The organism is Corynebacterium sp. c25Ua_47, assembly GCF_039907205.1.
In the GTDB taxonomy this organism is placed as follows: domain Bacteria; phylum Actinomycetota; class Actinomycetes; order Mycobacteriales; family Mycobacteriaceae; genus Corynebacterium; species Corynebacterium hiratae.
On the sequence record NZ_JASBOH010000010.1, the window covers coordinates 101,677 to 110,129 of the forward strand.

At 61.5% G+C, this 8,453-nt stretch carries 7 protein-coding genes; 4 read left to right on the top strand and 3 right to left on the bottom strand.

All coding sequences use genetic code 11. The features are described 5' to 3' along the window. Positions 1-3: 3 nt before the first annotated feature. Both QKE52_RS10270 and QKE52_RS10275 read right to left on the bottom strand, forming a co-directional pair. A complete protein-coding gene (locus tag QKE52_RS10270; protein ID WP_347948734.1) occupies positions 4-2,550 on the bottom strand; it encodes an FtsX-like permease family protein in 2,547 nt (848 codons plus the stop codon). Between the two features lie 3 nt (positions 2,551-2,553). Continuing rightward, the gene (locus tag QKE52_RS10275) at positions 2,554-3,294 is read right to left on the bottom strand and encodes an ABC transporter ATP-binding protein (RefSeq protein WP_070547170.1); all 741 of its coding nucleotides are present in this window, start codon (positions 3,292-3,294) and stop codon (positions 2,554-2,556) included. Positions 3,295-3,387: 93 nt separating this feature from the next. Here QKE52_RS10275 and QKE52_RS10280 point away from each other — a divergent pair, with 93 nt between their 5' ends. The 4 genes from QKE52_RS10280 to QKE52_RS10295 all read left to right on the top strand — a co-directional run bounded on the left by QKE52_RS10280 (position 3,388) and on the right by QKE52_RS10295 (position 7,705). Next, positions 3,388-4,236, top strand: a complete 849-nt coding sequence (locus QKE52_RS10280; protein WP_049157645.1) for a phytoene/squalene synthase family protein — start codon at positions 3,388-3,390, stop codon at positions 4,234-4,236. Between the two features lie 2 nt (positions 4,237-4,238). Beyond that, positions 4,239-5,753: a phytoene desaturase family protein gene (gene crtI, locus QKE52_RS10285; protein WP_347948735.1), complete on the top strand. Its 1,515-nt coding sequence runs from the start codon at positions 4,239-4,241 to the stop codon at positions 5,751-5,753. Between the two features lie 169 nt (positions 5,754-5,922). Next, positions 5,923-7,287 carry a magnesium transporter gene (mgtE, locus tag QKE52_RS10290; protein WP_049157642.1) on the top strand — a complete coding sequence of 455 codons (1,365 nt, stop codon included), beginning with the start codon at positions 5,923-5,925 and terminating at the stop codon, positions 7,285-7,287. 118 nt (positions 7,288-7,405) lie between these two features. Beyond that, the gene (locus tag QKE52_RS10295) at positions 7,406-7,705 is read left to right on the top strand and encodes a hypothetical protein (protein ID WP_347948736.1); all 300 of its coding nucleotides are present in this window, start codon (positions 7,406-7,408) and stop codon (positions 7,703-7,705) included. On the opposite strand, the gene QKE52_RS10300 is transcribed toward QKE52_RS10295, so the two are convergent. Next, the gene (locus tag QKE52_RS10300; protein WP_071409893.1) at positions 7,702-8,229 is read right to left on the bottom strand and encodes a CPBP family intramembrane glutamic endopeptidase; all 528 of its coding nucleotides are present in this window, start codon (positions 8,227-8,229) and stop codon (positions 7,702-7,704) included. The two genes, QKE52_RS10295 and QKE52_RS10300, sit on opposite strands and share 4 nt — an antisense overlap. Positions 8,230-8,453: the final 224 nt, after the last annotated feature.

An 8,453-nucleotide genomic window follows, 5' to 3' on the forward strand; every position in this document is an offset into this window, starting at 1 on the left:
AGGTTAGTCAGCGATGGCGTCCAACGGCGGAGTCTTCGCCGCGCGGTGGGCCGGCCACAGGGCGGCTAGCACACCGACGATGCCGGAGCCGACGAGCATGACGACGAGCATCATCCACGGCACCGTGGTGGAGTCGAGGCCTTCGTCCGCAAGCACGGAGATGAAGGACCAGCCCATCCCCAGCCCCATGAGAATGCCCATGAGCGCGCCGAAGAGCGCAATCTGTACCGACTCCACCGTGATCATCGTGCGAATTTGGCGGCGCTGCGTGCCCACCGCGCGCAGCATACCGATCTCCTGGCGTCGTTCAATCACTCCCAAGGTAAGGGTATTGACGATGCCCAGGATCGCGATGACCACAGCCAACGCCAGCAGCGCGTAGAGGATGGTGAGCATCTGGTCAATCATGCCGGCGGCCTCGCCTGCGTATTCCTCGCCAGTGCGCACTTGCACCACGACGAGGTCCTTGACGGACTCCTCCAGGTTGGCGCGCAGCTTTTCCTTGTCGTAGCCTTCCTCCGCGTTCACGGAGACCACCATGACGTTGAGGCTAGTCGGGTCGACGACCTCCGTTGCCGCGGAGGCGGAGACAGCTAAGCGCGGGAGCATCTGGAAGGGCTCATACGTGCCGAGGAGCTTCACCTGCGTGGTACGAGACGGATCCGGGCCCGCCAGCTCATAACTCTGGCCGACCTCCCAGCCCTGCTCTGCAGCTAGATCGGCTTCGGCGATGAAGCCCGGCTCCTCGCCCGTCTTCAGCGATCCTTCCACCAGGGTGAGGTTAAGGACGTCATCGGCGTTGCCGTCAACCACCTGGCTGATCGCCATCTCCGGGCTGTAGTTCATGGAGGCCTGACCATCGACCTGCAACGGCGCGGTACTCATCGCCACGACCTGTCCGACGCCCTCAGTATCGCTGGCGCGCTGCACGGTCTCGTTCGGCGTCGGGAAGTTTCCAGACGTCGGGCCGGACAGCAAGAAGTCCGCGCGGGCGTCCTGCTCGACGGTGTCGGCCACCGAGGCCTTCATCGTCGCACCCAACATGCCGATCGAGGTCACCAGCGCCACGCCCAGCATGAGGGCGAAGGCGGTGGCGGCCGTACGGCGCGGGTTCCGCGCCGAGTTCGTCGACGCCAACTTGCCCACCGCACCAAACGGTGCACCAATCACGCGGCCAATCGCCGGAACGATGGGCAGGGAGATGGCCGGTCCAGCCAGGAAGAAGCCGAGGATGAGGTTGAGCGCGCCAAGACCCACGAGGGAGGCACGGATGCCCGTGGAGGCGTCGATAAGCACGCCGAGGACCGCGAAGATAATGCCCGCGACAAGCAACAGTCCACCCAGCACGCTGCGCACGAGGAGCGAAGAACCGGCAGCAGACTCGGTGGTGCGCATGGCTTCCACCGGCTTTACCGCACCCGCGCGGCGCGCCGGCGCCCACGCGGACACGATGGTGACCACCGCGCCCAAGAGCAGCGGCACGACTACTGCGCTGACGCTCAGGCCCAGACCGCCGCCCATGGGCATGTCCTTAGCTTCAAAGACTGCCTTGATGATCGCGACGAGACCCATACCTGCCACCACACCCACGGCAGAGCCGACGAGCCCCACGATGAAGGCCTCCGTCACCACCGAACGCGTGATCTGGCTGCGGGAAGCACCGAGCGCACGCAGGAGCGCGAACTCCTTGGTGCGCTGGGCCACGATCATGGAGAAGGTATTCGCGATAATGAACGTGCCCACCAGCAGCGCGATGAGGCCAAAGGCGATGAGGAAGTAGTTGACGAATTTCAGGGCAGAGGAAATCTGATCCGACAGCTCATCGGCCAGCTTCTGGCCGGATTCCGCCTCGACCTCGAAGGTGTTGTTGAGGTGCTCCACGAGCACATCGGCATCGACGCCGTCGGCCGCAGCGACCTTCAGCTGGGAAGAGTCTCCATAGCGCTCAACGAAGGCCTCGTGTTCCATGAGCAACGTCAGACTGGGGCCCTGGTCCACCACAGGCTTGACGACGCCCACGACCTTCACCTCATCGCGCTGGTCCGGGTGCACGACGAGGAGGGTGTCGCCGACGTGGATGCCGAACTTCTCGGCGGCGGAGTCGTTGATGAGGACTTCGCCGGTCCCGTGGGGCTCGGAGCCGTCGACAAGCGTGGCGGGCTCACCGACGGATTGGTCCTCCGGGTAGTAGGGCTGCACGCTGGAGGTGCCGCCGCCGGTTTGAAAGGCCTCGGCATCCTTGTTGGCAACCACGACGGTCTGGCTGCTTTGCATGTTGACTGCGCGCACGTCGGGGTCGGCGGCGATGTCATCGCGCATCTTCTGGTCGAGGATTGGGCCGCCTTCCTTCTGGCTCACGGCCGCATCCACACCGGTAAATGCGGTAGACACCGCAGAGTCGAAGGTGTTCGACAGCGAGTTGGTGAACATGAAGGAACCCGAGATAAACGCGGTACCCAGCACCACCGCCAGCAGGGTCAGGGCAAGGCGCAGCTTATGCGCGAGAATATTGCGCACGGAGACCGTGCGCATGGTGTTCTTTGTGGCCATGCTCTAGCCCTCGATTTCTGCCATCACGGCGTGGATGGACTCCATGGTCGGATTCATGAGCTCATTAACCAGGCGGCCATCGGCGAGGAAGACCACGCGGTCGGCGTACGAGGCGGCCTTGGCGTCGTGCGTAACGATAACCACGGTCTGCCCATCCTTGTCCACGGCGGTGCGCAAAATGTCGAGCACCTCGGCGGAGGAGTTCGAATCCAGGTTGCCGGTGGGCTCATCACCGAAGATGATCTCCGGACGGGAAACCAGGGCGCGCGCACACGCCACGCGCTGCTGCTGGCCGCCGGAGAGCTCGGCTGGGCGGTGGGACAGGCGGTGGGACAGACCAAGACGCGTGGTGACCTCATCAAACCACGCCTTATCGACCTTGTTGCCAGCGATATCGGTAGGCAGCGTGATGTTCTCTGCCGCGGTCAACGTGGGCACCAAGTTAAAGGACTGAAAGATGAAACCCAAGCGGTCGCGGCGCAGGGCGGTAATGTCTTTATCGCTGAGCTGCGACATATCGGTGTCACCGATGAAAGCCGAGCCGGACGTCGCCGAATCGAGGCCCGCCATAGTGTGCATGAGGGTGGATTTGCCGGAGCCCGACGGGCCCATGATGGCGGTGAAGGTATTGCGCGCGAACTCAACGTCGACGTGGTCCAACGCGGTGACTGCGGTATCTCCCTGACCGTATTGTTTGAACAGGTCAACGGCGCGTGCCGCGGCAGTCGTCGTTGGGGTGGTCATGGACGTGTTCTCCTTATAGATAGGGAAAGTAACGTCACTACCCTATCTTGCCTTGGGTAAGTTATGTGACGCGTGTGGTCTAAAATATGCTCCATGCGCGCATCCCTTTCCGCTCTAGAGCATTACGACCGTTGTGCCGAAGCAGCCGCGGCTCAGGTCATGCGCCACTACTCCACTAGTTTTTCCCTGGCCACGCGGCTTCTCTCACCCAGGGTGCGCGTGGATATCCGTAACTTATACGCCATGGTGCGCACGGCCGATGAGATCGTCGACGCGGGGCTTGCTCCCCAGGACGCCGCCGTGCTTCTCGACGCCTACGAGGCCACCGTCCGCGCCGCCCCCTCCCAGCGTTTTCACGCCGACCCCGTGGTGCACGCGTATGCGCTCTCCGCGCGGCGCTGCGGATTCCAGGACGAGCACATCGCAGAGTTCTTTGCTTCCATGCGCTGCGATCTGACCCAGAGCACGCACACACACGACTCCTTCGAGAATTACGTGTCCGGCTCCGCGGAAGTCATTGGGCTCTTGTGTTTGGATGCCTTCTACGCCGGTCAGGCGCGACCGGCCGGCATCGAGGAAGGCGCGCGGCGCTTGGGCGCGGCGTTTCAGAAGATCAACTTCTTGCGCGATCTGCGCGAGGACTCCGCAGACCTCGGCCGCTCGTATTTTCCAGCGCTGCCCGATCCCACCGGCTTGGACGAAGGGAAAAAGGCGGCAATCATCGCTGATATTCGCGAGGACCTGTCTGTAGCGCAGGGTGCCATCGAGTTGCTGCCGCGCGGCTCCCGCATGGGCGTGGCGGCGGCTACCGCCCTCTTTACTGAGCTCACCGACCAGCTCGAGGCAACCCCCGCCGCCGAGATCCTCACGACAAGGGTGTCGGTGTCACCAGCGCGTAAGGCCTTCCTCGTGAGCCGGGCAGCTGCATCGGCGGTGAAATAAACATGGGCAAGCGGGTTGTCGTCATCGGCGCTGGCATCGCGGGGCTTGCCACCGCGGCGTTGATGCTGCGGGAGGGCTGGGACGTGGTCGTCGTCGAGAAGCAGCGTAGCGTCGGCGGGCGGGCGGGAGTCCTAGAAGTCGACGGCTTCCGTTTCGATACGGGGCCTTCGTGGTATCTCATGCCGGAGGCTTTTGATGAATTTTTCCGGGCCTGTGGGACGAGCACCGAGCGTGAGCTGGACCTCGTCCCCCTCTCGCCTGCGTATCGCGTGTACAACGAGGACGGCGCGTTCCTAGATGTGGAGAGCGGCGTGGAGGAGGTCGCGCACCTATTCGAGTCTATTGAGCCGGGCGCGGGTGAGCGCGTACGGGCGTATTTGGCGCGCTCCTCCGACGTCTACGTGGTGGCGCTGAGCAGCTTTTTGTACACCACGTTTTCGCGCCCTACTGAGCTGCTGACACGGGAGGTGCTCACGCGGCTGGGCACGCTCGCGATGCTGCTGACGCGTTCGCTGGACAGGCTGGTAGCGGCGCAGTTTCAGGACTATCGCCTGCGTCAGGTCCTGACCTATCCGGCGGTGTTTTTGTCGACCGAGCCTCAGGCCGCGCCGGCCCTGTATTCCTTGATGAGCCACACCGACCTGGTCGAAGGTGTGCGCTACCCGCAGGGGGGCTTCGCCGCGGTGGTCGCGGCGATTGCGCGCCAAGCGGAGGGTGCAACCTTCCTCATGGGTACCGCGGTGACGGCAATTGAGTGCACGGACGGGCGCACAACTGGCGTGCGGCTGGATGACGGCCGCTTCATTTCTGCAGAGGCCGTGGTGTCGGCGGCGGACCTGCGCCACACCGAAACCGCGTTACTGCCAGAGGCAGCGCGGACCTACCCGGAAAGCTACTTCGCACGGCGCGATCCGGGTTTGGGTACGGTTCTGGTGTTCCTCGGCGTCCGCGGCGAGCTGCCGCAGCTTGAGCACCACACTCTGTTGTTTAGCAAGGACTGGGAGCCCGATTTCCGCGCCGTCTACCACGGCCCGGAGGCCTCGCGCCCGCTGGGTGCTTCGGAGTCGATCTACGTGTCGAAGACGTCCGCGACGGATCCTGACGTGGCGCCGGAGGGCTGCGAGAACCTCTTTGTGCTCGTCCCTGTGCCGGCGGAAGAAGCGTTTGGCCACGGAAGTGCCTACAACGACACAGAATCTGCCCGCGTCGCCGCGATTGCTGACGCCGCTATCCACCAGCTAGGCACATGGCTTAGCATTCCGGACTTTGCCGAGCGCATCGTCGTGCGCCGAACGGTGGGGCCCTCTGATTTTGCGCAGCGCTATAACGCGTGGGCAGGTGGAGCGGTGGGGCCTGCACATACGCTGCAGCAGTCCGCGTTCTTCCGTGGGCGCAACGTCTCGCGAAAACTGAAGAACCTGTTCTACGCGGGCGGAACGACCGTGCCGGGCGTGGGAGTGCCAATGTGCCTTATTTCTGCGCACAACGTCCTCACGCGGATGCGTGAACAGCGCTAAACGTTGGGCCCGAGTGCACTCTCAATTCGCGCTGAATTCCCCCAGTGCTGACCCCCGTGACAGAACTTGGTTCTCAGTCCCCACTCCACGGCATGGAATTCACGAAAAGGCCGTGCAGCGCTGCATAGCGTAGTCTGAGGAGGTTGACGTCGAGTGGAAAGGCGAAGCGATGGCAGAAACTACTGAGCAGGCCAGCGAGACCGTAGAGTCATGGCTGAAGCAAGAAGACGCTATCGATCCTAAAAAGGCCCCTCGTCTCCAGGAGCTCTTAGCCCGCGTTCCCCGTCAAGACCTCATCGCGATTGTGGAGCGGCAAAATGCTCTCCGCGCTGCGCTAGCCCTCCGCCTGCTGCCGCGGGAAAAGTCCATCGCAGTCTTCGACGCACTCGATGCAAAGCACCAAGCGGACATCATTGATGAGCTGGGCAACGCCGATGTCTACGAGTTTTTCGACGAGTTGGACCCCGAAGACCGAGTGGCGCTCTTGGATGAGCTGCCCGCGGAGATTGCGGATCGCCTCCTCCGTTCACTGACCCAGACTCAACGCGACGTGACCGGAGTGATCCTTGGATACACGAAGGGCTCCGTCGGGCGTCGTATGTCGCCAGAGGTGCCCGACATTCACCCGGAAATGAGCATGGAAGATGCCCTGTACACGCTCCGGGATACGGCCGATGAACTGGAGACCATCTATACCGTTCCGGTGACGCGCAAGGACCGGCGTCTGGTGGGCGTCGTCAGCCTGCGCGATCTCTTCACTGCGAAGAGGGGCGTGCTCATCGAGGACATCATGAAGGAACCAGTCTATGCACGGGCAACAGCTGACGCCGAGGAGACCGTGCGGTGGTTCTTGCCCCTCGATATGCTAGCTCTGCCAATTGTGGATGATTCACACCGCCTCGTCGGTCTTCTTACGTGGGACGATGCCACGGACATCATGGAAGAGGCGGACAGTGAGGACTCGGCGCGCTCCGGTGGTACGGAGGCACTCCAACAGCCATACCTGTCGACGCCGTTGCTCAAGCTCGTTCGCTCCCGCATTCTCTGGCTGCTCGTGCTCGCTGTGTCAGCTCTGCTGACCGTGCGGGTTCTCGATTCCTTCGAGGACACCTTGGCCAAGGCAGTCGTACTGTCTCTGTTCATCCCTCTGCTCACCGGCACGGGCGGTAATACTGGAAACCAGGCAGCGACTACTGTGACCCGTGCGCTCGCGCTTGGCGACGTCCGAACGCGCGACCTCCTTTCCGTCATGTGGCGCGAGCTGCGCGTCGGAATGCTGCTCGGCGCCGTACTGGGACTAGCTGGTCTCGTCTTGGCGACGGTGATCTACGGCCTCGATATCGGTATCGTGATCGGCTCCACCCTGTTTCTTATCTGCTCAATGTCCGCGACAGTTGGTGGGCTCATGCCGATTGTGGCCAAGACGGTTGGCGCGGATCCCGCTGTCTTTTCTAACCCGTTCATTTCCACGTTTTGTGACGCGACGGGCTTAATTATCTACTTCTTCATCGCAAAGTCCGTCCTGGGTATCTAGCCCGATAGAAGCGTCGGCGCTGCATCGCACAGCCTGCCGACCTTCCTGCGGCCGTACTAGAGCCGCATCGTCCTCTTGGAAACAAGTCCTTAGCACCCTAGAGCAGCTGGGCTTCCACATGCATGACACTAGAGCTTGCTATGCGGTTACCCCCCTCTCCTCTACCGGGCTGAACACCATCGATTTCTGCATCCAACTGTCCACCACAAAGAGTGTGGCTGCAACCTCTCTTGCCGCTTTTACGGACGGCCCAGAACCGTGGCAGTACAAGATGCGCCTTGCCTTCTGCAAGCGTCCTGAAGTCATTCGCGAAGCAGTTGCCCGCCTGACGTCCGAAGAAAATGCCTGCGGCACGCGGCTTTGTGCTCAGTGTCAACAAATAGTCGCCCTGAGCAGCCACATGCAATCCTTCGCCTAACCCGCCAGCAATCCGATACCTATGTTAAGGGCAGCATGTAAGACTGAGCACTCAATGACGCTACCGGAGCGAAATCTCACCGCGCCAAGTATCCACCCACCGAGGAATTGAACCGGAAGTACGGGCCACAGATGAGCATCAAAGCTCAACAACACCAAATGGGGCAAAAGAAAAAGAGCCGCCTGAAAAGTGTTTCCAGCCCACAATCCCCAACGCCGAAGAAGTAAACCCCCGAGAAATCCGCGGAAGAAAAACTCTTCGCCTACAGCCCTTAGAATCGCGGCAACACTTACCCCTTGAACAAAAACGACGCCCGGCATGCCGAGACTATCCGTAGATACAAGACGGATACCAAGATAACCTAATCCAAGCAGCACAGGGAACAAGATGACACTTAAAGCTGCTGCCTGCAGGTTTCCCCAGCGCCAACCCACATTTGCCCGAGCTCGAGACACCCCGATTGACCCGCGTCGGACAAGGATATAGAGCACTGAAGGGGCAAGGAAGAAAAGAAACTCAACCATTTTTCTAGTCCTTTAACGCGAACCGGCGAACCAACGCGACCCTAAAATACTCGCGCTTCTCATTCTACGATTCTCTGTGAGAACGGGACTGAGCAACATTGGTGGGGTAAGTAATGCCACCCTAGCAAATTGGCTCCAGGTATCGATATAAGCAACGGCTCGGGTGGTTCGTGTGGAATCAGAAATAGACTTTCAATTGCAACACACAATGGTTGTAAAACAAA